Below are 20,896 nucleotides of genomic sequence, written 5' to 3' on the forward strand. Positions count from 1 at the left end.
CGAAAATTGTGAAACGGTTTTCGGAAAAGATGCGCGCGAGAACAAAATGTTGAGACCGCCGATCTCAATCAATGAGGTCGAAACGCCTCGAATGAACTTTGATGGAGCCTCTTCCCGGAGGTTCTGAATTGTGCCCGCCCGCAAGGTCGGATCAAGCCACGAAAGGGAAACCAGTTGGCCCAGACTATATTCATTCCGAAAGAGAGTGATCCCAACGAGACCCGCGTTGCGGCATCCGCCGAGACGGTGAAGAAATTCATTGCTCTTGGCTTTGATGTCGTGGTGGAAAAAGGCGCAGGCGAAAAATCGCGTATCATCGATACCGAATTTTCTGGTGCCGGGGCGCGTATAGGAACTGCGACAGATGCCAAAACGGCAGATGTGATCCTTAAAGTACGCCGTCCAAACGACGCGGAACTCAAAGGATATAAATCGGGCGCGGCTCTCTTTGCGATGCTTGATCCTTATGGTCACGAAGATGCCGTCGCAGCATTGGGCAAGGCTGGAATTTCCGCATTCACCATGGAATTCATGCCACGTATTACGCGTGCGCAGGTGATGGACGTTTTGTCATCACAGGCCAATCTCGCGGGTTATCAGGCGGTCATTGACGCGTCCTCAACCTATGATCGCGCCATGCCGATGATGATGACGGCAGCGGGCACTGTTCCTGCAGCGCGCGTTTTTGTCATGGGTGCGGGTGTTGCAGGCTTGCAGGCTATTGCGACCGCACGTCGTCTTGGTGCTGTCGTAACCGCAACCGACGTGCGTCCGGCTGCCAAAGAGCAGGTGGCTTCCCTTGGTGCGAAATTCATCGCTGTCGAGGATGACGAGTTCAAGGCGGCTGAAACATCAGGCGGTTACGCCAAGGAAATGTCGAAGGAATATCAGGCAAAACAGGCTGCACTCGTTGCCGACCATATTGCCAAGCAGGATATAGTCATTACCACAGCGCTTATTCCGGGTCGTCCGGCTCCGCGCCTCGTGACGAAGGAAATGGTCGCGGCCATGCGTCCGGGTTCGGTGCTGATTGATCTTGCAGTTGAGCGCGGCGGCAACGTTGAGGGTGCAATTGCTGGTCAGGTTGCCGAGGTGAATGGTGTGAAGATTGTCGGGCATCTCAATGTACCGGGCCGGATCGCAGCGACTGCCTCGCAGCTTTATGCGCGTAATCTTTATGCGTTCCTTGAAACGCTGGTCGACAAGGAAGCCAAGCTTCTCAAACTCGATCCAGAAGAAGAGCTGGTAAAGGCAACGCTTCTTACCCATCAGGGCAAGGTCGTGCATCCGGCTTTTGCCAAGGTTGACGTGGTCCCCGTGGTTGAGGCCGAAACAGTCGCAAAGTCGAAAGCAGCACCCAAGACAAAGCCAGCGGCTGTGAAAGCAGAAGCGGCACCTGCTGCTGTAAAACCTGCTCGCAAGACAACCAAAAAAGCTCCCGCAAAAGCCGCAAAAACTTCCGCTGATGGAGGAGAGGCATAATGGCCGATACAGCACTTGAAAAAGCTCTCGAGAGCCTCAATCAAGCGGCAGATGCCGTAAGACAGGCAGCCGAAAACACCGCTGGTCTTGGGGATGCAGCGGCGGCTGCAGCACATGCCGCAACGGGTGGTGTGGTCGATCCGTTTGTTTTCCGCTTTGCGATCTTTATCCTGTCGATCTTCGTCGGATATTACGTCGTCTGGCAGGTGACACCTGCGCTCCACACCCCGCTTATGGCCGTCACCAACGCTATTTCATCCGTCATTGTTGTCGGTGCACTGCTTGCGGTTGGCCTGTCGCTTTCGGGCTGGGCCACTGGCTTTGGCTTCATTGCGTTGATTCTTGCGAGCGTGAATATTTTTGGTGGCTTCCTCGTCACCCAGCGCATGCTTGCCATGTACAAGAAAAAAGAAAAGTGAGGCTGAACCATCATGAGCATTAATGTTGCAGCCTTTCTTTATCTCGTCTCGGGCGTGCTGTTTATTCTGGCGCTGCGTGGTTTGTCACATCCCACGACCAGCCGTCAGGGCAACACGTTCGGCATGGTTGGTATGGCCATTGCTATTGTTACGACATTGTTGCTGGCCCGCCCAAGCTTCGGCGGTCTGGTCCTGATCCTTCTTGGTATCGGTATTGGTGGCGGTATTGGCGCGGTGATTGCGCGTCGTATTGCCATGACGGCGATGCCGCAGCTCGTTGCGGCCTTTCACTCACTGATCGGTCTTGCGGCGGTTCTCGTTGCGGCTGCTGCGATTTACTCGCCGCATTCCTTTGACATTGGTGAAGTGGGCCAGATCCACGCTCAGGCTCTGATTGAGATGTCGCTTGGCGTTGCCATTGGCGCGATTACCTTTACTGGCTCGATCATAGCCTTTCTTAAGCTCGACGGCCGTATGTCGGGCAAGCCGATCATGCTGCCCGGACGCCACCTGATCAATGCGGCACTCGCAATTGCGATTGTTTTGCTGATCGCCGTTCTGGTGAACACCGAAAGCCATTTCGTATTCTGGTTGATCGTTGTCCTATCGCTTGTCTTCGGTGTGTTGATCATCGTGCCAATTGGCGGCGCGGATATGCCGGTTGTCGTCTCCATGCTCAACTCTTATTCGGGCTGGGCTGCGGCAGGTATCGGTTTTACGTTAGGCAATCTGGCGCTGATCATCACTGGTGCGCTGGTTGGTTCGTCCGGTGCGATCCTGTCTTACATCATGTGTAAGGGCATGAACCGTTCGTTCATCTCGGTTATTCTTGGCGGGTTTGGTGGCGACACGTCTGCTGCCGGCGGTAATGGTGAGGTCGAACAACGCCCGGTCAAGCAGGGCTCGGCTGACGATGCGGCTTTCATCATGAAGAATGCATCGAAGGTTATCATCGTGCCGGGTTACGGTATGGCGGTAGCACAGGCACAGCACGCGCTGCGTGAAATGGCCGATAAGCTGAAGGCCGAAGGCGTGGAAGTGAAATACGCAATCCACCCTGTTGCCGGTCGTATGCCTGGCCATATGAACGTGCTGCTGGCTGAAGCCAATGTGCCTTACGATGAAGTGTTCGAACTTGAAGACATCAATTCGGAATTTGCGACGGCTGATGTTGCCTTCGTGATTGGTGCGAATGATGTGACCAATCCGGCAGCGAAGACCGATCCGCAATCGCCGATCTTCGGTATGCCGATCCTTGATGTCGACAAAGCTGGCACGGTTCTGTTCATCAAGCGCGGCATGGGCTCAGGCTATGCGGGCGTGGAAAACGAGCTGTTCTTCCGCGACAACACCATGATGCTCTTTGCTGACGCGAAGAAGATGGTGGAGAGTATTGTGAAGGCTTTGGATCACTAGGCCTTTGATATTCGGGTTCTGGCGGCCTGCAAATGACATGGTTCTGCGCTTCCGGTGCTCATGTACTTTAAGTACACTCCGCTCCGGTTCTCAAACCCCACCATTTTCGGCGCGCCATTTCCCCGAATCTCATAAGGCCGGGGTGTTCTGGCAAGAAACAAAAACGGCGGCTTCGAGCCGCCGTTTTTATTTGTGCTGGTAATTTTCGATCAACCGTAGATCATCTTGTCCTGCAACGCACGCAGCTCGGCAATCTTGGAGCCGGGCTGTGGTGCTGCGTTGGCATAGGTGATGAGTTCACCCTTTTTGATTGGTGCAGTGACGGTGCCGTTTTGCAGCAAGCCGCAAGGAATGGCCTTGGCACTGCGTGCTTCCGGTGTCGTCATGATCCACGAACGATAGCAATATTGACCGATGGCATCGAGATGATCGCCCGGCTGCAAGTCTTTCTTTGCGACCGCGCAGACTTCCGCTACCGGCTTTGGCAACGGCACCATATCGGATTTGCCGTATAGAACGGCGCGCGCGACTGTCAGTGGCACTTCAAGCGACGTAAGGTGATAAGGGCGGTGGAAGGTGAAGTAGGGGCCTTTACCGATTTTCAGATCTTCCAGCCGCTCATTGAGGCGAGGGTGGTCCATCTTAGCCACAACAAAGACGCCAGGTGAAACGCCTTTGCCGATAGAATAATCGACGACACCGCTTTTTGTCAGCACGCCACCATCGGCTTGTGGGATAAGCGTGCTGCTTAACTGATCGATTGCTGCACGCGGTCCGTGCATCCCGGCAATATCAGGAACAAGGCCAGTTGCATTGGCAATGGCTGCCATCTCGACCATGGTTTTTGAACCATCAATGAATTCGACCAGCAGGCGGACATTCATGTTCCGGCGGTCGGCTTCTTCCTGATAGTCGTCAGGGATGGCATCAAAATTGAGCGGGTTGTTCTTGCCCTTGCCTGCGGAAACGACTTCGTAGCCAAGCGCCGAGACGAATTCGATCAGTTCCATGCAGGAGGAAGGTTCGTCACCTGCTCCCAGCGAATAAATCACGCCGTGTTTATCTGCTTGTGCTTTAAGATAAGGGCCGATGGTGACATCGGCTTCGACATTCATCATCACAAGATGCTTGCCGTTTTCAATTGCCTTGATACCGGTTTCAGCACCCACTTCGGGAATGCCGGTTGCATCGATAATGACGTCGATCAGCGGATTGGTGAGAATCAGATCGTTGTCGCCAGTAACTGCAATCTTGCCGCCCTCAATGGCGCGGGTCATGGCACTCTCAGTATTTGCTTCTTGTGCGTTGTCTTCATCGCCATAAGCGGTGCGCACGGCTTTGAAAGTGTTAGGCAGGCGTCGCGCAGATAGCGCGCCGACTTCAATGCCAGGCATGCGGGCAACTTGCGTGACAATATCGGTGCCCATCTCGCCAGCACCGATAAGACCTATGCGGATTGGTTTCCCTGTTTCAGCGCGTGCCTGAAGGTCGCGCGCCAATCCAACCAGTGCCACATTCGTTGTCATGAGAGTCTCCGCAATTTTTTAAAGCGGCTCCAGTTAAGACTGAATCGTTGGAACCGCGTCTCACTTTTTGTCTTTACGCATTATCTGACGCAAAAAGCTCACGTCCTGATGGCTCAAATGCTTTCACTATCTATTCCGCGATAATTTTGTCACGCTTATACTGTTATAGATGCGCAATTGACGAACAGTCTCTATATCAACAGTGGCAAGCGCGCACCTCAAATCGGCGCGACAAAATACGCATTCCACATACCTACTCCATCGGAGCCTTCATGAGTAATCTATCCCCCTTCGACCTCGTTATCTTTGATTGCGACGGCGTGCTCGTCGATAGCGAACCACTATCTTGCCGTGCATTCGAGCAGGTTTATGCCAATCACGGTATGGCACTGCCGCAAGGCACTGTAGCCAAGGGGATTGGCATGAAGCAGGCAGATATTATGGACATGATTGCCGATCTGACGGGTCATCGTTTGCCGGAAGAGGCGACCAGTCAGTTTTGGCCTGAGACGAAAATCCTGTTTGCCGAACACTTGCAGCCTGCCGTGGGCATTGCAGATTTTCTTAAGGTTCTGCCGCATAAGCGTTGCGTTGCCTCGTCTTCGCAGCCGGAGCGTATTGCATTCAGTCTGGAGAAGACGGGGATCAACCAATATTTTGGAGAAGCGGTCTATTCTTCCAGCATGGTCAAGCGCGGCAAGCCTGCGCCGGATCTCTTCCTGTTTGCCGCAGACAAGATGGGCATTGATCCAGCGCGCTGCGTGGTGATCGAAGATTCGCCTTTTGGCATTGAGGGAGCTGTTGCTGCTGGCATGACTGCTTTTGGTTATACGGGCGGTGGCCATACTTATGAAGGTCATACCGAAAAGCTATCATCAAAGGGCGCAAACCGCGTTTTCTCCCACTGGGATGATATTGCACGTGAAATACTGGTCGCTGCCTAATCGGCGACCTTGCCGTCTTGTGATTAGAGCGGTTCCAGTTAAGATCGAATCGTTGGGACCCTCTAATTATTTGTTTTTACGCATTATCCCACGCAAAACCGCTTCGCACTTTTGGCTCAAATGCTTTAATGGATAACAAAAGAGTATCAGTTCAGCAGAAAGTTTCATGGCATGAAAGACGCAATTACGCTCGACCAGTTGCGCGAAGCAATCGGTACGGAAATTGGATGCTCCGAGTGGCGTGAAGTCACACAGGCGATGATTAATCAGTTCGCGGATGCGACGGACGATCATCAGTTCATTCATGTTGATCCGGAGCGCGCAATCAAGGAAACGCCTTTCGGCGGCACGATTGCTCATGGCTTTCTGACGTTGTCGCTGCTTTCGACACTGGCATTTGAAGCGCTGCCGATGCTGGAAGGTGCCACGATGGGCATCAATTATGGCTTCGACAAAGTCCGGTTCATGTCACCAGTGAAAACCGGCGCGCGTGTGCGTGCCCGCTTCAAGCTCGCTAACGCCGATATCCGTCCATCAGGCCGCGTGGTCAATCATTACGATGTGACGCTCGAAGTCGAGAATATGGTGAAGCCAGCACTGACCGCCACGTGGCTTACCATCGCCGTGGTTGAGCCGCCGCAAGCATAACAGCTTTCCGTTTTACGGATTGATAAGCCGTCCCTCTTCATCGAGCGGGGCGGCTTTGTCTTTATAGGTCGTCATCAGTTCGCGGAAAAAGAACGGGCCGTGCAGAAACATGCCGAAGTCAAAGAAATTCTTCTTCTCCGCACCGCGCATATAAAGCAGATGCATGAGGAAGAAGTTGCCCTTTGAGCGCTTGTAGCGGTTTTCGCTATGAACATTCTTAAAGCGGATACGGTGGATCAGGGGCGGATTGGCTGTCTTGATCTTGAGCGTTTTTGCGGGGTCAGAACCGTAGAAGTGGATGATATCCGTCAATACCTGAAACTCTGACCAAAGAACCGGACTTTCTTCCATCACCACACGCACATCTTCGCGCAAGCCACGTGCCTTTGGGTGAAGTGCGATCATCAGGAGGCATGAGCCAATGGCCAGCATCGATACAGGCTGTTTCTTAAGCAGATCAGGGCGCTCACGCTGAACATCCGCCAGTGCTTCGACAGCTGGAACCGTTCCGAGGCTGTGGGCGACGATAATCACTTCGTCAGCGTTGCTTTCTTCGATCTTCGTTTTGAGCGCTTCGGCAAAGGCTCGGCGACGTGCATTGAGCTTGTCGTTACGGCAATAGATGCGGTCATAGGCTGCCGACCAGTCATCCAACAGATAGGACATGAAGAAGCGGTCGCCTGGCCAGCGCACGAGCAATGTCGCGATAACAGCAGCCAGCGGCAGCGACCAGACGAGATTCCACAACGGGAAGCCTGCAAGCGTGGGCGCAGAGGCAATCAGGGCCGCGATTGCTATAATGACGATGGACAATAGAAACGGCCACATGAAGAACATCACGAAGCGCCAGCTTGTCAGCAAGTAGCGAAACAGGGTGCCGGTGAAGAAAATATTCATGAAGGCGTGAAAGCCGGTCAGCATACGCTTCGGTGTGGAACGGGCAGCATAGTCATCGAAGATGTCAGCAGTACCGAACTGGCAGAACTCCGTCTCGGTTTGCCAGCCGTTGCCCTGCGTCGTCGCGATCAGCGTTCCGCAATCATCTGGCTCATCGGTTATGGGTGAAAGCTTGGTCTTGGCTTTCCATAACCGATCAAAATCCTTCAGCGCCTGTGCATGGCGTATGCGCACAGCTTTGGGATGCAGGCCTTCATAGCCTGTAAACTGAATAACGAGTCGTTTGCGTAGGGACATGAAATTTAAGCGAAGGAATCAATCGAAAGGGAAAAAAGGCTGTGAATTGCCTGACTGTTCCTATGGTGGAGCAATGAGGCTGAATTGTGCGAAACTGGGTGGCAGATAGCGTATTCGGGACCAGTCAGTCATTATAAATCGATATAAGTCCATTATTTATCTGCAACGGTGGGCAAAGTTGCATCTGGAGGTGGACAGGGGGTGGGCTATCTGGTAATAGCCACCACCAATTTGCAGCGTTTAAGCTGCGAAGCTTGGGAGCCTTTGGGCGTTTACCGGTTGACTCGATTAGCTGGAACTCGTTAAGAGACGCCCTTAATGCCTCAGGCTCAATCGAAATTCTAACCGATACGGGATTACACGTGCAGGTACTCGTCCGCGATAACAATGTTGATCAGGCTCTCCGCGCTCTCAAGAAAAAGATGCAGCGCGAAGGTATCTTCCGCGAAATGAAGATGCGTGGCCACTATGAAAAGCCGTCTGAAAAGCGCGCCCGTGAAAAGGCTGAAGCCGTTCGCCGCGCACGCAAGCTGGCTCGCAAGCGCGCGCAGCGTGAAGGTCTCATCGGCGGCGGTCGTCCTGCTGCTCGTTGATTGATCTGAAATTGGCGCTGCCTATGCGGCGCCTTTTTGCTTTCCGGTGCGGCTTATGGCTTGCGCCGGTTTTTGCATGTCTGACGGTCGGAGCATAGTTCTGGTGTGCTTCACGAGATAAAACATGCCGATTTTATTAGTCAGCGGACCGCCATATACAGACCTTTATTGTGGCGTTGATCCATCTGGAGCGAAGATCCCATAACATCAGATCGTGCTTTATTGAGTTGAGTTAACGCGTATCTTCTCCGAAGGACGTCTTCAGTTTTCGGATGCGTTTTAGGGCGCAGTTTTTCTGCTGCCTTTTGCTGTGCTATAGAAGCAATTATAGTATTGTGGCTGTTGTATCAGCCGGGGACAAAGTTGACGGACGTTCAGGGTTTTAGATCCTTCGCTCCGGTCAAGCAGAAAGGAACGCTGTCTTTGCCAAAACGCTTTAAGGTGATGCATTCGTCCGGGAAATTTGTTGTGATGGCCGGAAAATCAACAAGCTCTCATTTTGCACGAAACAGCCTATTGGCGGTCACGGCAGTTCTGGCACTTGCTGTTGCTGGATGTCAGAGTTCTTCCACGAGCGCATTGACTTCTGTTGATCGTGCGCAAGGTTCGAGCGAGAATATCGGTTCGCTCACCAGCGTCATCCAGAGTAACCCGCGCGATCCTGAAGCCTATAATGTGCGTGGCTCTGCCTATGGTAAGGCTGGGCGCTACAAGGATGCGCTACGCGATTTTGAGCAGGCTATCGCGCTTAATCCGAATTTCTATCAGGCTTATGCAAATCGCGGACTGGTCTATCGTTACATGGGCGACAGCGGCAAGGCAGCGCAGGATTACAGCCGCGCAATCCAGATAAACCCGCAATATGACGCAGCTTATGTCGGCCGCGGCAATGTCTACCGTCTGGCCGGCCGTCTCGATCAGGCGCTGAGTGATTTCAATCAGGCGATTGCACTGCAGACCACCGATGGGCGTGCTTATCACAATCGTGGTCTGATCTATCAGGCTAAAGGCCAGCATCAACAGGCGATTGAAGATTTCTCAAAAGCGATTTCGCTCAATTCGACGGCGCCTGAGCCTTATAATGGTCGTGGCATTTCCTATGTTGCCCTTGGCGACTACGACAATGCTTTTGACGATTTTAATACGGCTATTACCCTTGATGGAAACATTGCTGAAAGCTGGTCCAATCAGGCGCTGGTTTATGAACAGCGTGGCGATAAGGCGAAGGCTGCCAACTCCTATTCGCGCGCGCTTCAGCTTGATGCAAACTATCAGCCAGCCAAGACAGGCCTTGCGCGTACACGTGGCTGATCTTTGACTTAGAGTGTGTCGCGCTTAATCGCACCCATGGCGCGTTCGCTCTAGATTCTTTTAACTGTCGCATGTTCGCGGGAGCTCAAATGAATCCATTTAACTGCAACATGCTTTAGGAATAATAAGGGCGGCGCTCTCCAAAATTGGGAGCGCCGCTTTCCTTTATTCAAAGCCGACATATAATGAACCCTATGTCGCTCTTCGATCACATCGGCTTTCAAAGCAGAAATCTTCGCCGCAGCCTTTCCTTTTATGAAAGCTGCATGCCCAAGCTTGGGCTGGCCGTTATTGCCCATTCGGACAGCGGTTTCTTCGTCAGCGGCGGGGAGAGGGCGCCCGTACCCTTTCTATGGATACATAGCGGCCCAAAGCCGGGCGCTGACGAGCCTGGCGGCAAGCCGGGCAATCACCTGCATCTCATGTTCAATGCCAGCAGTCGCGACGATGTAGAGGCATTTCACCGTGCGGCCCTTCAGGGCGGCGGCAGTGAAAGCGGGGCGCCGGCTTATCAGGGGCCGGAAGAAATGGGATATTATGCGGCTCTGGTCTTTGATCCAGACGGCAATACGCTGGAAGCCGGTTTCCGCCAGCGGGTAAGATAAAGCATGTAGCAGCTAAATGGGTTCATTTGAGCCCCCGCGAACATGCGACAGTTACAGCGGTTCCAGTTAATATTGAATCGTTGGAACCGCTGTGACTATTTGTTTTTACGCATTTCCGAACGCAAAACCGATTCCCACTTTTGCTGGATGTGCCCTACGCTCTCGAACGCAGATTGCGCTTGTCGAGACGGGTGACCAAACGATCACCGATCCACTGAACACCACAGACCATGATGATCAGAATGATCACAACAGCGATCATGATGGTAGTTTCGAAGCGCTGATAACCATAACGGATTGCAAGATCGCCAAGGCCGCCTGCGCCGATTGCACCAGCCATTGCTGACGCACCAACAAGGGTGATGATGGTGACGGTGAAGCCTGCGACGATGCCCGGCAGTGCTTCAGGCACCAGCACTTCGCGAACGATTGTCCAGCGGTTTGCCCCCATGGAGCGTGCAGCTTCAACAAGACCGTTGTCCACTTCGCGCAGCGAAACTTCCGCAATACGCGCATAATAGGGTATAGCAGCTATCGACAGCGGCACGATGGAAGCCCAGGTGCCGATAGACGTGCCAACGATAAAGCGTGTGACTGGAATAAGGGCCACCAGCAAGATGATAAATGGCACCGAGCGGAAGCCGTTGATGATAGCGCCCAGAAAGGTGTTGAGCGTCAGGTTCTGCGCCAGTCCACCACGTTCGGTCAGAATCATGATGAGTGCAAGCGGCAGGCCAACCACCAGCGAGATCAGGCTCGAAAAGCCCGTCATAATGATGGTTTCCCAGAAAGAGCGCCAGAGAAGATCAAGCATCGCCTGAGACATAACCAAGTACCTCCATGGCGTCTGCGTGGGTGTTGATGTAGCTGATGGCAGCGTCGAGTTTTGCCTTGTCCAGCGCGGGCAGGGCAACGAAGAGAGTGCCGACGGGCTCACCCTGAATTGTATCCATGCCGCCGTGAATAAGGCGTGTCTCAAGACCTGTTGCGGACGTGATATCGTTGAAGAAGGCGCTTCTTGCCGCCTGGCCAGAAAGTCTGATTTTAACGACTGCCTGATCGCTTGTTTCACTGACGAGCCGCTCACGCCACGAGGCAGGCAATTCTGGCGTCAGTACGTGCAACAGACTTTGCGTGACTGGCGCCTGTGGCCTTGCAAAAACCTTCCAGACCGGACCTTCTTCAGCAATTGCGCCGTGATCAAGCACAATTACGCGATCGGCGATACGACGGATCACATCCATTTCGTGGGTGATCAACAGGATCGTGAGGCCGAGCTTGGTGTTGATGTCTTGAAGAAGCGCCAGAATCGACTGTGTTGTCTCAGGATCGAGTGCTGAGGTTGCTTCGTCAGACAGCAGAACGGCGGGTTCGGCAGCAAGTGCGCGTGCGATGCCGACGCGTTGCTTTTGGCCACCCGAAAGCTGAGCTGGGTAGTGCTTTGCCTTATCGGAAAGTCCGACAAGCTCCAGCAGTTCCGCAACACGCTTCACGCGCTGGGCTTTCGGCTGCCCTGCGATCTTCAGCGGCAGAGCGATGTTCTGCTCAACGGTTTTTGCAGACAACAGATTGAAGTGCTGGAAAACCATGCCGATGCGACGACGCACCGGCTGCAGGCTGTTTTCCGTGAGTGCCGTAATTTCGCGGCCTTCGATCTTGATTGAACCGGCATCGGGTTTTTCAAGGCCATTGATGCAACGGATCAGCGTAGATTTACCTGCGCCGCTGCGGCCAATGATGCCGAGAATTTCGCCGCGCGCAACCGAAAGAGAAACGCCGTTGATGGCCGGCGTTTCACCGAACATTCGGCGCACGTCTTTCATTTCGACGATGGGCGCTAAAGCGGCGGTTTGCGGTTGAGTGGTCACGATCGTATCTTCTGCTTCTTGCACCGCGGAAAACCGCGACTTTCTAATCGGTAAGGCTTCAATGAAAATGATGCCAAAGGGGCTCATATGGGCAATGCCGCATTATATGTGAGCCATCGCGGATGCTTTTGGGCAATTTTTTTGCGTACGTCAATAAAAGCCGCGCCGGAAAAGCTTTTTCCGGCGCGGTCTTTCAATCTCCTACAGGGGATTAGTTCCAGGCTGGAATACCTGTTCCCTTGTAAACGCGGTCGAGTTCGGCCTTCACAGCATCGTTCTGGAACGAGGCTACGAGATTCTTGACCCATTCAGCGTTTTCATCATCGGTGCGGACCGCGATGAAGTTGTTGTATGGGTTGTTTTCCTTCGATTCCCAACCGATTGCTTCTTCCTTCTTGAGGCCAGCCTTGCCAGCCCAGTCGTTATTCACGATGGCGACATCGAGATCATCAATCGAGCGGCCGACAACACCGGCGTCGAGTTCCTTGATTTCGATCTTCTTAGGGTTTTCGACAATGTCGATTGGGGTTGCGAGAATGCCTGCATCTGGCTTCAGCTTGATGAGACCGCTGGCTTCAAGAACGCGGAGCGCACGGCCTTCGTTCGATGGGTCGTTCGGCACACCGACAACTGCGCCTTCTTTCAGTTCATCAAGACTCTTGATCTTGCGCGAATAGATGCCGATTGGCCATACAGCGGTGTAACCTGCAACGCTGATCTTGTAGCCGTGCTGCTTGATCTGTTCGTCAAGGTAAGGCTTGTGCTGGAAAGCGTTGGCATCGATTTCCTTGCGTTCCAGCGCTTCATTTGGCTGGTTGTAATCGTTGAAGGTCACGCGCTCGATGATGAGGCCGTGTTTCTTGCCTTCTTCGGCAACAACTTTCCAGACGTCTTCATCTTCGCCGCCCATGATGCCGACCTTGATGGTCTTGTCTTCTGCATGGCTTGGCGCGCTTGCAAAACCAACGGTGAGAGCTGCAGCGGTGAAGAGGGCAGCTTTCAGACCCGCGCGGCGGGTCAGCGAATAGCGGGAAAGGACTGACGACATTCTTATTTTCCTTGTCTAAAGTTTTTTGGAGAGCCGGTCCCGGAAAGCGATCATGTTAGATGATCTTTCTCCCCCTGCCCACCTTGATGCCGATAATTCCCGTTTGCACGGCAATAAACAAGGAAAATTATTTCAGTTTAACGAGATTCAGCAATCGCAAAATTGCGTTCACAGCTGCGTGAGCGGATTGCCATTTCCGCTCATCGGGCTCACGGGAATCGGGTTCTAACGATTGTCCGAAATGATCATCTGAGCCGCCTTCTCGGCAATCATCAAAGTGGGTGAGTTTGTGTTGCCTGAAGTGATTCCGGGCATGATCGAGGCATCGGCCACGCGCAATCCCTGAATGCCGTTAAGCCTCAAACGCGGATCGACAATCGCTTCTGCATCAGCGCCCATTCGGCAGGTGCCGACCGGATGGAAAATCGTGGTGCCGATATCGCCTGCTGCCTTTTCAAGCTGTTCCTGCGTTTCATAGCTTGGTCCGGGCTTGAATTCTTCCGGACGATATTGCTGCAGAGGTGCCTGCGCCACGATGTGGCGGGTCAGGCGGATGGAGTCGGCTGCAACGCGGCGGTCACTCTCCGTGGCGAGATAGTTTGGCCGAATTGCCGGTTGCATCCGATGATCGGGCGACTTGATATGAATCGAACCGCGGCTGTCGGGACGCAGATTACAGACCGATGCGGTAAAGGCCGGGAAGGGGTGGACGGCTTCGCCGAATTTCTCAAGGCTCAATGGCTGCACATGATATTGCAGATTGGCTGTTTCATAGGATGAGTCCGAGCGGGTGAAAACACCGAGCTGGCTGGGTGCCATCGACATGGGGCCAGAGCGGCGAAGCAGATATTCCAGCCCGATCATTGCTTTGCCTGAAAGTTTACTGGCTTTTTCGTTCAGTGTTGGAATGCCGGTTACTTTATAGGCGCAGCGCAGCTGCAGGTGATCCTGCAAGTTTTCGCCCATCTGCTGGCGTTCGAGTTTCAGCGGAATGCCTGCCTGTTGCAGCACATCACCGCGCCCAACCCCTGAAAGCTCCAATATCTGCGGCGAGCCGACGGCACCTGCTGCCAGAATAATCTCGCGTTTTGCGTGTATGGTTCGGGTTGTCCCATTCTGATCGAAAGTGACGCCGGTTGCGCGCAACGCTTCGATTTCGATGCGGCGAACATGGGCACCGGTTTCAACACGCAGGTTGGGGCGATCAAGGGCAGGACGCAGAAAGGCTTTGGCCGTATTCCAGCGAATGCCGCGCTTCTGGTTAACCTTGAAATAGGACACGCCTTCATTGTCACCGCGATTGAAATCGTCGGTTGCTGGAATTCCGGCAGCAACCGCTGCATCACGGAATGCATCCAGAATATCCCAGTGCAGGCGGGCGCTTTCGACACGCCATTCGCCGCCCGCACCATGCAGCTCACTTGCGCCTTCAAAATAGTCTTCCGACTTTTTGAAGAAGGGCAACACGTCGTCCCAGCCCCAGCCGTAGCAACCGGCCTGTCGCCACAGATCATAATCGCGCGCCTGTCCACGCATATAGATCATGCCATTGATGGAGGAGCAGCCACCAAGCACTTTGCCGCGTGGATAGCCGAGCGAGCGTCCATTCAGGCCTGCTTCCGCTTCTGTGGTAAAACACCAGTCGGTGCGCGGATTGCCGATGCAATAAAGATAGCCGACGGGGATATGAATCCACGCGTAATTGTCTTTGCCGCCTGCTTCAAGCAGCAGCACGGAACGGTTCTTATCTGCGGAAAGCCGGTTCGCAAGCGCGCACCCTGCCGTGCCCGCGCCAACCACGATGTAATCGTAGGTGTCGGTCATGATTTCATATCCAGTAAAAAGGTGGAGCCGCTATCGTATGAACATGCGGCTCCGTCGGTTATCCGAACAATTTCTTTCCAAGCCGCGATGCATAGAACTCGCCTACGATGCCTCTACGGAAGAGCAGAACGCAGGCCATGAAGATGACACCAGTGACGATTGTCACGGGGAAGTCCGAGGTTGCGAGATAGTTCTGAAGAGCGACCACGAAGGCTGCGCCGACGATAGGGCCGATCAGCGTTCCGATGCCGCCAAGCAGCGTCATCAGGATCACTTCGCCCGACATCTGCCAGCCCACATCGGTGAGTGTGGCAAACTGGAAGACAAGTGCCTTCATGCCGCCTGCAAGGCCTGCAAGCGCTGCCGACATGACGAAAGCTGCAAGCTTATAGTGATTGACGGAATAGCCCAGCGACACGGCGCGGTTCTCGTTTTCGCGCACCGATTTGAGGATCATGCCGAAAGGCGAATTGATGATGCGCCAGATCGCAAAGACCCCGATCACAAACACAGCCAGCACAAAATAATACATATTCATGGGCTGATTAAGGTCGATGAAGCCAAAGAGATAGCCGCGCGGCACACCCTGAAGGCCATCTTCGCCGTGTGTAAAGGCTGCCTGCAGACAGAAGAAGAAGAACATCTGCGCCAGTGCCAGTGTGATCATCGTCGAATAGATGCCCTGACGGCGGATGGCGAGATAGCCGATGATGAGGCCGAGACCTGCGGCTGTCAGCATACCAAGCAGAATGCCGATTTCGGGCGTTACACCCCATTCCTTGACCGCATGAGCCGTCACATAGGCAGCACCGCCAAAGAAGGCTGCATGGCCAAATGATAGAATGCCGGTATAGCCGAGCAGCAGATTGAATGCGGAGGCAAAGAGCGCAAAGCACAGCATCTTCATCAGGAAGATCGGATAGACCATGAAGGGTGCTACGATCAATCCAGCAATGGCCATGGCCAGAACGACTGCCGAAAGGCTGTTGAGGGCCGGCGCTTTTGCCTGATGATTTGCCGTCGTTGCTTTGAGAGCAGTATCAGTCATATCAGGCCTCCTTCCCGAACAGTCCGGCGGGTCGCACCAGAAGGACGATAGCCATGATAACGAAGATGACGATGCTGGAGGCTTCAGGATAGAAGACCTTGGTCAGACCTTCGGCCAGCCCCAGCACATAGCCTGTGATGATCGCGCCAAGGATCGAACCCATGCCACCGACCACAACCACGGCAAAGACCACGATGATAATGTTCGACCCCATCAACGGGCTGACCTGATATATTGGAGCGGCCAGAATTCCGGCAAAGCCGGCAAGGGCTGCACCCAGAGCATAGGTGAAGGTGAGAAGCAGCGGCACATTGATGCCGAAGGCTTTGACCAGTGTGGGGTTTTCGGTCGCAGCGCGAAGATAGGCGCCAAGCTTGGTCTTCTCAATCAAGAGCCATGTGCCAATACAGACAATGAGCGAGGCCACCACCACCCATGCGCGATAGTTGGGCAGGAACATGAAGCCCAGATTATTGCCTCCGGCAAGCGATGGCGGGACGGCATAGGGCTGACCGGCAGCACCATAATAATAGCGGAAGGTGCCTTCGATCACGAGCGCCAGACCAAAAGTAAACAGCAGGCCATAAAGCGGATCGAGATTATAGAGCCTTGAAAGGGCAACGCGCTCGATGATAGCGCCGCCCAGACCCACGATCAGCGGAGCGAGAATCAACGCTGGCCAATAGCCGATGCCTAGGCCGCTCAACAGCAGATAGCCGACAAAAGCACCGAGCATATATTGTGCGCCATGAGCGAAATTGATGATGCGCAAAAGCCCGAAGATGATGGCGAGGCCAAGGCTCAGGATTGCATAGAAGGACCCATTGATAAGGCCCACGAGCAACTGCCCGAGAAGTGCCTGCACAGGGATACCGAAGATCATTGTCATTGTTTCAGACCCCCAAGGCTTGCGTGAGTTCTGCCATGCGGGCAGGCAGCTCAGTGGTGGGGAAGTTTTCCGTCACCACACCATGATCCATCAGATAGAAGCGGTCCGCGACCTTGGCGGCAAAACGGAAGTTCTGCTCGACCAGAAGTACCGTCATGCCTCGCTTCTTCAGCTCCACCAGCACATCGCCGATGCGTTGGATGATGACAGGCGCCAGCCCCTCAGTCGGCTCATCTAGCAACAAAACTTTGACGCCAGTGCGCAATATCCGCGCAATCGCCAGCATCTGCTGTTCACCGCCCGATAGCTTGGTACCGGGGCTGTTGCGACGCTCGTAGAGATTGGGGAAGAGCTCATAAATTTCATCAAGCGACATTGCCCCGCCGCCCTTGGCGACAACCGGCGGAAGCAGCAGGTTTTCATGCACATTCAGCGTTGCGAAAATACCGCGCTCTTCTGGCACGAAGCCAAGACCTGTCCGGGCAATGCGATGCAGCGGCACGCGCAAAAGGTCTTTGCCATCAAGCGTGATCGTACCCGTGCGCTTGCGAATGATGCCCATGATCGCGCGCAATGTTGTGGTTTTGCCGACGCCGTTACGACCTAAAAGCGTGATGGTTTCACCACTCCAGATATCAAGATCGACGCCGTGAAGCGCATGGCTTTCGCCATACCAGGCATTGAGCCCGCGCACCGAAAGCAGAGGTTGGCCTCTATTCATGTTCAGTTCCCATGTAAGCGGTGCGGACGCGCTCGTCTTGGGAGACGGTGGCATAATTGCCCGATGCGAGGATCTCGCCGCGTTGCAACACCGTGACGTGATGAGCGATGTCAGCCACCACTTTGAGATTGTGTTCGACCATCAGCACCGCGCGATCCTTCGCTACATCGGTGATGAGGGCGGCAATTATGTGCACGTCTTCGTGCCCCATGCCGGCCATCGGCTCATCCAACAGCAATACTTTCGGATCGAGCGCCAGTGTGGTGGCGATTTCAAGCGCGCGCTTGCGGCCATAAGAAAGATCGGCGGCCAGCGCATGACGGGCATCAGCCAAACCGACGCGCTCAAGAAGATCAATCGCTCTTGCATCGAGCTGATCGAGTACAGATAGTGACCGCCAGAACTGCGTTGCCAGACCACTCGGGCGTTGAAGCGCGACCTTCACGTTTTCAAGTACCGTCAGATGGGGGAAGGTTGCGGAAATTTGAAACGAGCGCACCAGACCCATCCGCGCCACCTTGGCGGGGTTGGTTTTGGTGATGTTTTCGCCCAGAAGTGTAATCTCGCCGCTTGTCGGCTGGAGGAATTTGGTGAGCAGGTTGAAAACGGTCGTCTTGCCTGCGCCATTCGGTCCGATCAGGGCATGAACGCGGGCGTGCTCCACATCAAGATCGACATTCTTCACCGCATGAAAGCCGCCAAACGACTTGCCCAATCCACGCGCCGAGAGAACGGTCTGAGCAGGCGTTTGCACCACATCTGGCCCTGCTTCACGCAGGGCCGTACCGGTTTGAGTGTTAATTGCCATTAAATTACACCCTTACTGCGTGACCAGAGGGCAGCCGCTTTCTTCAGGCTTCAGATAAGCCTGATCGCCGGGGATGGTGGCCAGCACCTTATAGTAGTCCCATGGTGCCTTGCTTTCGTCAGGCTTTTTCACTTCCATGAGATACATGTCGTAGATCATGCGGCCATTGGCGCCGACCTTGCCGTTGCGGGCGAAGACGTCATTGACCGGCATTTCATGAAGCTTCTTGGCGACAGCTTCTGTCTCGTCTGTGCCTGCTTCCTTGATGGCTTTCAGATACTGAAGCACAGCCGAGTAAGTGCCTGCCTGGATCATGTTTGGCATACGACCGGTGCGATCGAAAAAGCGCTTGCTGAACTCGCGCGAATCATCGTCACGATCCCAGTAGAAACCTTCGGTGAGGGTTAGTCCCTGGGCAGCTTCAAGACCAAGTCCGTGAACTTCCGCTAATGTGAAGAGCAACGCCGCAAGACGCTGACCGCCTGCAACGATACCAAATTCCGCAGCCTGCTTGATCGCGTTGGATGTATCGAGACCGGCATTGGCTAGGCCAACGACCTTGGCGCCTGACGACTGGGCCTGCAACAGGAACGAGGAATAGTCGGTGGTGCTCAATGGGTGGCGAACGGAGCCGAGAACTTTACCACCCTTGGATTCAACGAACTTCGACGTCTGTTCTTCCAGCGAATAGCCAAATGCATAGTCGGCCGTCAGGAAGTACCAGGTATCGCCGCCCTGCTCGACGAGCGAACCGCCGGTGCCGACCGCCAGCGCGTGGGTGTCATAGGCCCAGTGGAAACCATAAGGCGTGCATTGCTTTCCTGTGAGTTCTGATGTCGCGGCACCCGTATTGATAGTGATTTTCTTCTTGTCTTTGGAGAGCGCCTGAACGGCCAGACCGACTGAAGAACTGGTCAGCTCCATGATGGCATCCACCTGTTCGGTGTCGTACCACTGACGGGCAATATTTGCGGCAACGTCCGGTTTGTTCTGGTGGTCAGCGGTGATGATTTCAATCGGTGCATCGAGCACCTTGCCACCGAAATCTTCTGCAGCCATCTTTGCAGCTTCGAATGACCACTTGCCGCCGAAGTCGGCATAGACGCCGGATTGGTCGTTAAGGATGCCGATCTTGACCTTGCCGTCCGATATTTCTGCTGCGGATGAAATTGCGGTTGCAGCAAAAAGCGCAGCCGTTGCAAGTGCGAAAAGTTTCATTCAGTGCTCCTCCCAATAAGTCCATAAACCACCACGAGAAATCGGGCAGTAACCTCCAGTAAAATGCCTTTCAGATCGGGCTTATGGCCTTCCTCCTGGCCATTTTCTCTCTTTGCCTCCGCCCGATTTGTTCCTCCATTCGGGCAATTAATTAGAACGGTAGCATTGACAAATGCGTACACGAACAACAATTTTTGAACACAGTCTGTACGAAAATGTACAGACAGAGGCAGGGAGGAAAAGTTGCGTCAATTTACCTGGGACGACCTGCAATATTTTCTGGCTGTCGCGCGGACAGGCCAGCTTTCGACAGCGGCGAGACAATTGCGGACAAGCCATGTCACGGTTCTGCGCCGAATTGATCGGTTGGAGCAGTCGTTAGCAACCAAGCTCTTCGAGAGAAACCCGCGTGGTTATCTTTTGACACCTGTGGGTGAGCGGCTTGTCGAGCCAGCGGAGATCATGGAACGTGAGGCCATGAAATTTCGCACAGAAGCAACGGGCAATCTATCCGCGCTTTCCGGCGTGGTGCGGCTTTCCACGCTTGAAGGTTTCGGCAACTTCTTTTTGGCCGATCGCCTGCCGGTACTCGCGCAGTCCTATCCGAGCCTGTCCGTCGAAGTGGTCACCATCCAGCAGATCATGTCACTCTCGCGCCGTGAAGCGGAATTATCCATCACACTGCATATGCCGCGTACTGGCCCCTATCACAGTGAACGTCTCACGCCTTATCGCCTGTTCATCTATGGTCATCGTGATTATCTCAACGCGCATCCGCCGATCAAGTCGCGTGAAGATCTGACGGGGCATCCATTCATTGGCTATATCGACGATATGGTGTTCACACCTGGCCTTGATTACATGCGCGAAATATTGCCCGGGCAGCGCTGCAGCTATCAAAGCTCAAGCATTCACGCACAACTGACAGCGACACTGACCGGCTATGGGCTTTGTGTTCTGCCTTATTACATTGCCAGCCTGCACCCAGAGCTGGTGTCGGTACTACCTAGAGAAATGCATCTTGAACGCGAGTATTGGATGAATTGCCATGTTGATGTCATGGCCGCGCCGCGTATCAGAGTGATCAGCGATTTTATGCTTGGTGCGGTACGCGAAGCCTCAGCAAGCTTTCTGGGTGAGGATCTTCTTCGATCCAGAATGTGAGTTAGATCAGCCCGCCGCCAATGGCGTAAATGCAGGTGATGACAAGTGCGCTGAAGCCAAAGCCAATAATGAATAGATTAAGTGTTCGCAATTTACCCTCCCGTTTGCAACCCGGGCGGGTTATCTGCGACTTGTGCGGGAATGTCTACCCTAAATTGTATTCATCCCAA

The 20,896-nt window shown here is 54.0% G+C and carries 20 protein-coding genes; 9 read left to right on the plus strand and 11 right to left on the minus strand.

Features of this window, described 5'->3' with window-relative positions; genetic code table 11:
• The first annotated feature begins 174 nt into the window (after nt 1-174).
• Genes QBD00_RS00490 through QBD00_RS00500 form a run of 3 tightly spaced genes read left to right on the plus strand, consistent with a single transcriptional unit; the run spans nt 175 to nt 3,317 of the window.
• A complete protein-coding gene (locus QBD00_RS00490) occupies nt 175-1,482 on the plus strand; it encodes a Re/Si-specific NAD(P)(+) transhydrogenase subunit alpha (protein ID WP_318578416.1) in 1,308 nt (435 codons plus the stop codon).
• Nucleotides 1,482-1,901 carry an NAD(P) transhydrogenase subunit alpha gene (locus tag QBD00_RS00495; protein ID WP_095447221.1) on the plus strand — a complete coding sequence of 140 codons (420 nt, stop codon included), beginning with the start codon at nt 1,482-1,484 and terminating at the stop codon, nt 1,899-1,901. The genes QBD00_RS00490 and QBD00_RS00495 overlap by 1 nt, the downstream gene beginning before the upstream one ends.
• A gap of 12 nt (nt 1,902-1,913) precedes the next feature.
• Nucleotides 1,914-3,317 (plus strand): NAD(P)(+) transhydrogenase (Re/Si-specific) subunit beta, encoded by a 1,404-nt coding sequence (locus QBD00_RS00500; protein ID WP_095447220.1) that lies wholly within the window; start codon nt 1,914-1,916, stop codon nt 3,315-3,317.
• A 209-nt stretch (nt 3,318-3,526) separates the two neighbouring features.
• On the opposite strand, the gene QBD00_RS00505 is transcribed toward QBD00_RS00500, so the two are convergent.
• Entirely contained in the window at nt 3,527-4,843 is a 1,317-nt protein-coding gene (locus tag QBD00_RS00505; RefSeq protein WP_095447219.1) for a 1-deoxy-D-ribulose 5-phosphate reductoisomerase, read from the minus strand.
• 272 nt (nt 4,844-5,115) lie between these two features.
• On the opposite strand from QBD00_RS00505, the gene QBD00_RS00510 reads away from it, so the two are divergent.
• Both QBD00_RS00510 and QBD00_RS00515 read left to right on the plus strand, forming a co-directional pair.
• Entirely contained in the window at nt 5,116-5,787 is a 672-nt protein-coding gene (locus QBD00_RS00510; RefSeq protein WP_095447218.1) for an HAD family hydrolase, read from the plus strand.
• 171 nt (nt 5,788-5,958) lie between these two features.
• On the plus strand, nt 5,959-6,435 hold the full coding sequence (locus tag QBD00_RS00515; RefSeq protein ID WP_095447217.1) for a MaoC family dehydratase: 477 nt from the start codon (nt 5,959-5,961) through the stop codon (nt 6,433-6,435).
• Between the two features lie 12 nt (nt 6,436-6,447).
• Here QBD00_RS00515 and QBD00_RS00520 read toward each other — a convergent pair whose 3' ends face one another.
• A complete protein-coding gene (locus tag QBD00_RS00520) occupies nt 6,448-7,629 on the minus strand; it encodes an alpha/beta hydrolase (RefSeq protein ID WP_095447216.1) in 1,182 nt (393 codons plus the stop codon).
• Between the two features lie 362 nt (nt 7,630-7,991).
• Here QBD00_RS00520 and rpsU point away from each other — a divergent pair, with 362 nt between their 5' ends.
• The 3 genes from rpsU (at nt 7,992) to QBD00_RS00535 (ending at nt 10,138) form a co-directional block, all read left to right on the plus strand.
• The gene (gene rpsU, locus QBD00_RS00525; RefSeq protein ID WP_024899289.1) at nt 7,992-8,222 is read left to right on the plus strand and encodes a 30S ribosomal protein S21; all 231 of its coding nucleotides are present in this window, start codon (nt 7,992-7,994) and stop codon (nt 8,220-8,222) included.
• Between the two features lie 471 nt (nt 8,223-8,693).
• Nucleotides 8,694-9,533: a tetratricopeptide repeat protein gene (locus QBD00_RS00530; protein ID WP_235901847.1), complete on the plus strand. Its 840-nt coding sequence runs from the start codon at nt 8,694-8,696 to the stop codon at nt 9,531-9,533.
• A 194-nt stretch (nt 9,534-9,727) separates the two neighbouring features.
• Nucleotides 9,728-10,138 (plus strand): VOC family protein, encoded by a 411-nt coding sequence (locus QBD00_RS00535; RefSeq protein WP_095447960.1) that lies wholly within the window; start codon nt 9,728-9,730, stop codon nt 10,136-10,138.
• Between the two features lie 154 nt (nt 10,139-10,292).
• Here QBD00_RS00535 and QBD00_RS00540 read toward each other — a convergent pair whose 3' ends face one another.
• The 9 genes from QBD00_RS00540 to QBD00_RS00580 all read right to left on the minus strand — a co-directional run bounded on the left by QBD00_RS00540 (nt 10,293) and on the right by QBD00_RS00580 (nt 19,562).
• Nucleotides 10,293-10,964 (minus strand): methionine ABC transporter permease, encoded by a 672-nt coding sequence (locus tag QBD00_RS00540; protein ID WP_095447215.1) that lies wholly within the window; start codon nt 10,962-10,964, stop codon nt 10,293-10,295.
• A complete protein-coding gene (locus tag QBD00_RS00545; protein WP_318578653.1) occupies nt 10,945-11,961 on the minus strand; it encodes a methionine ABC transporter ATP-binding protein in 1,017 nt (338 codons plus the stop codon). The genes QBD00_RS00540 and QBD00_RS00545 overlap by 20 nt, the downstream gene beginning before the upstream one ends.
• Before the next feature lie 256 nt (nt 11,962-12,217).
• Nucleotides 12,218-13,054, minus strand: a complete 837-nt coding sequence (locus tag QBD00_RS00550; protein WP_095447214.1) for a MetQ/NlpA family ABC transporter substrate-binding protein — start codon at nt 13,052-13,054, stop codon at nt 12,218-12,220.
• A 225-nt stretch (nt 13,055-13,279) separates the two neighbouring features.
• Nucleotides 13,280-14,878, minus strand: a complete 1,599-nt coding sequence (locus tag QBD00_RS00555) for a GMC family oxidoreductase (RefSeq protein ID WP_318578417.1) — start codon at nt 14,876-14,878, stop codon at nt 13,280-13,282.
• 58 nt (nt 14,879-14,936) lie between these two features.
• Nucleotides 14,937-15,926, minus strand: coding sequence for a branched-chain amino acid ABC transporter permease (locus QBD00_RS00560; protein ID WP_318578418.1), 990 nt, complete (start codon nt 15,924-15,926; stop codon nt 14,937-14,939).
• A 1-nt stretch (nt 15,927) separates the two neighbouring features.
• A complete protein-coding gene (locus QBD00_RS00565) occupies nt 15,928-16,815 on the minus strand; it encodes a branched-chain amino acid ABC transporter permease (RefSeq protein ID WP_094577908.1) in 888 nt (295 codons plus the stop codon).
• A gap of 4 nt (nt 16,816-16,819) precedes the next feature.
• Nucleotides 16,820-17,536 carry an ABC transporter ATP-binding protein gene (locus QBD00_RS00570; RefSeq protein ID WP_095447211.1) on the minus strand — a complete coding sequence of 239 codons (717 nt, stop codon included), beginning with the start codon at nt 17,534-17,536 and terminating at the stop codon, nt 16,820-16,822.
• Nucleotides 17,529-18,344 carry an ABC transporter ATP-binding protein gene (locus QBD00_RS00575; protein ID WP_210318388.1) on the minus strand — a complete coding sequence of 272 codons (816 nt, stop codon included), beginning with the start codon at nt 18,342-18,344 and terminating at the stop codon, nt 17,529-17,531. The genes QBD00_RS00570 and QBD00_RS00575 overlap by 8 nt, the downstream gene beginning before the upstream one ends.
• Nucleotides 18,345-18,356: 12 nt before the next feature.
• Nucleotides 18,357-19,562, minus strand: a complete 1,206-nt coding sequence (locus QBD00_RS00580; protein WP_318578419.1) for an ABC transporter substrate-binding protein — start codon at nt 19,560-19,562, stop codon at nt 18,357-18,359.
• Nucleotides 19,563-19,805: 243 nt separating this feature from the next.
• On the opposite strand from QBD00_RS00580, the gene QBD00_RS00585 reads away from it, so the two are divergent.
• Nucleotides 19,806-20,726: a LysR family transcriptional regulator gene (locus QBD00_RS00585; protein WP_095447208.1), complete on the plus strand. Its 921-nt coding sequence runs from the start codon at nt 19,806-19,808 to the stop codon at nt 20,724-20,726.
• Nucleotides 20,727-20,896 lie beyond the last annotated feature (170 nt).

The sequence above is a fragment of the Ochrobactrum sp. AN78 genome, assembly GCF_029909885.1.
Classification (GTDB): Bacteria; Pseudomonadota; Alphaproteobacteria; order Rhizobiales; family Rhizobiaceae; genus Brucella; species Brucella quorumnocens.

What these genes read in the sequence shown, in the direction of transcription:
- QBD00_RS00565 (WP_094577908.1), bottom strand. Translation starts at nt 16,815, where the DNA reads ATGACAATGATCTTCGGTATCCCTGTGCAGGCACTTCTCGGGCAGTTG.
- QBD00_RS00515 (WP_095447217.1), top strand. Translation starts at nt 5,959, where the DNA reads ATGAAAGACGCAATTACGCTCGACCAGTTGCGCGAAGCAATCGGTACG.
- QBD00_RS00530 (WP_235901847.1), top strand. Translation starts at nt 8,694, where the DNA reads ATGGCCGGAAAATCAACAAGCTCTCATTTTGCACGAAACAGCCTATTG.
- QBD00_RS00550 (WP_095447214.1), bottom strand. Translation starts at nt 13,054, where the DNA reads ATGTCGTCAGTCCTTTCCCGCTATTCGCTGACCCGCCGCGCGGGTCTG.
- QBD00_RS00545 (WP_318578653.1), bottom strand. Translation starts at nt 11,961, where the DNA reads ATGAAAGACGTGCGCCGAATGTTCGGTGAAACGCCGGCCATCAACGGC.
- QBD00_RS00520 (WP_095447216.1), bottom strand. Translation starts at nt 7,629, where the DNA reads ATGTCCCTACGCAAACGACTCGTTATTCAGTTTACAGGCTATGAAGGC.
- QBD00_RS00580 (WP_318578419.1), bottom strand. Translation starts at nt 19,562, where the DNA reads ATGAAACTTTTCGCACTTGCAACGGCTGCGCTTTTTGCTGCAACCGCA.
- QBD00_RS00575 (WP_210318388.1), bottom strand. Translation starts at nt 18,344, where the DNA reads ATGGCAATTAACACTCAAACCGGTACGGCCCTGCGTGAAGCAGGGCCA.
- QBD00_RS00495 (WP_095447221.1), top strand. Translation starts at nt 1,482, where the DNA reads ATGGCCGATACAGCACTTGAAAAAGCTCTCGAGAGCCTCAATCAAGCG.
- QBD00_RS00500 (WP_095447220.1), top strand. Translation starts at nt 1,914, where the DNA reads ATGAGCATTAATGTTGCAGCCTTTCTTTATCTCGTCTCGGGCGTGCTG.
- QBD00_RS00510 (WP_095447218.1), top strand. Translation starts at nt 5,116, where the DNA reads ATGAGTAATCTATCCCCCTTCGACCTCGTTATCTTTGATTGCGACGGC.
- QBD00_RS00570 (WP_095447211.1), bottom strand. Translation starts at nt 17,536, where the DNA reads ATGAATAGAGGCCAACCTCTGCTTTCGGTGCGCGGGCTCAATGCCTGG.
- QBD00_RS00555 (WP_318578417.1), bottom strand. Translation starts at nt 14,878, where the DNA reads ATGACCGACACCTACGATTACATCGTGGTTGGCGCGGGCACGGCAGGG.
- QBD00_RS00540 (WP_095447215.1), bottom strand. Translation starts at nt 10,964, where the DNA reads ATGTCTCAGGCGATGCTTGATCTTCTCTGGCGCTCTTTCTGGGAAACC.
- QBD00_RS00505 (WP_095447219.1), bottom strand. Translation starts at nt 4,843, where the DNA reads ATGACAACGAATGTGGCACTGGTTGGATTGGCGCGCGACCTTCAGGCA.
- QBD00_RS00560 (WP_318578418.1), bottom strand. Translation starts at nt 15,926, where the DNA reads ATGACTGATACTGCTCTCAAAGCAACGACGGCAAATCATCAGGCAAAA.
- QBD00_RS00535 (WP_095447960.1), top strand. Translation starts at nt 9,728, where the DNA reads ATGTCGCTCTTCGATCACATCGGCTTTCAAAGCAGAAATCTTCGCCGC.